Genomic DNA, 1,248 nt, shown 5'->3' with positions numbered 1-1,248 from the left:
TGAACGGCAGGTGCACTTGCTGCCGTTTGCATTTGCTTGGGCTTATCATCAAAACTAATGCCTAAAGCAAGAATGACGATAAATCCAATATGAATACCAGCAGAAATAGAAACTGGCACGGTTAAATCTGAATTTCCAGCCACCTATTTCTCCTTCGGTGAATCGGTCATTAACCCTACAGCAGGCACACCAGCACCTTGCAAACTAATCATTAATTGAATAACGCTTTCATAAGGTATCGTGCGGTCAGCTTTTACTACCACAGGCCTTAACGGTTCAAGCTGGATTAACGCTCCAACTTCAGTCGACACTTGTTCTAAGTCCATAACTTCAGAGTTAGAACTACTGCCGATATTCAAGAAATATTGTCCAGCCGCGTCAATCGATGCAACGATAGGAGGCTTACTATCAGGTGGTAAAGACTCGGCATTACCTTGAGGTAATTCTACTTTGACTCCTTGCGATACAATAGGCGCTGTCACCATAAAAATAATCAACAACACCAACATCACGTCGATGTAAGGTACAACGTTGATTTCTGCAACTGGACGACGACGTTTACGCTGATACATTAAACAGCTTCCTTCTCGCTATACGCTTGACGTTGCAATATGTTGGAGAATTCTTCCATAAAGTTAGCATAAGTCATTTCAATTTTATCAACTTGCGTTGTAAAACGGTTATAACCAATAACGGCAGGTATAGCAGCAAACAAGCCCATTGCGGTTGCAATCAATGCTTCTGCAATACCTGGTGCAACCATGGCAAGAGTGGCATTTTCAACGGCGCCCAGTGCAATAAAGGAATTCATAATTCCCCATACCGTCCCAAACAAACCAATGTATGGGCTGGTAGAACCAATCGTTGCCAATAGCGGCAAATGGTTTTCAAGCTTTTCCATTTCTCGCGACAAACTCACTCGCATTGCTCGAGAAGTTCCATCCATAACAGCTTCAGGTGCTTTACTGTTTACTTTGCTCAAACGAGTATATTCTTTAAAACCTGCCACAAACATCGATTCTAAACCAGAGATAGCACTACCACGTGCTATTAATTCTTTGTAAAGACGGTTTAAATCAACACCTGACCAAAACGTTTCTTCAAAACGTAATGACTTAACTCTTGCAGAGCCTAATAATTTGTTGCGTTGAATGATCACTGCCCATGAGGCAATCGATAATGCCAACAAGGTCAGCATAACTAACTTTACCAACACACTGGCTTCTAAAAACAAACCAATAAATGAAA

2 protein-coding genes and 1 pseudogene are annotated in these 1,248 nt (G+C 41.6%); all 3 read right to left on the bottom strand.

What is annotated here, in order from left to right; genetic code table 11:
- Nucleotides 1-143 (bottom strand): annotated as a pseudogene (locus CXF78_RS21735) (protein TolA); the annotation flags it as partial.
- Nucleotides 144-572, bottom strand: a complete 429-nt coding sequence (gene tolR / locus CXF78_RS00915; protein ID WP_011636933.1) for a protein TolR — start codon at nt 570-572, stop codon at nt 144-146.
- Nucleotides 572-1,248, bottom strand: a 677-nt coding sequence (tolQ, locus tag CXF78_RS00910) for a protein TolQ (RefSeq protein WP_102035721.1), incomplete at its 5' end; no start/stop codon positions are given. The genes tolQ and tolR, both read right to left, overlap by 1 nt.

Source organism: Shewanella sp. 11B5, from assembly GCF_002836795.1.
Lineage (GTDB): Bacteria > Pseudomonadota > Gammaproteobacteria > Enterobacterales > Shewanellaceae > Shewanella > Shewanella frigidimarina.
The sequence above is the reverse complement of the archived record's forward strand: the minus strand, read 5'-3'. Positions and strand labels throughout refer to the sequence as shown.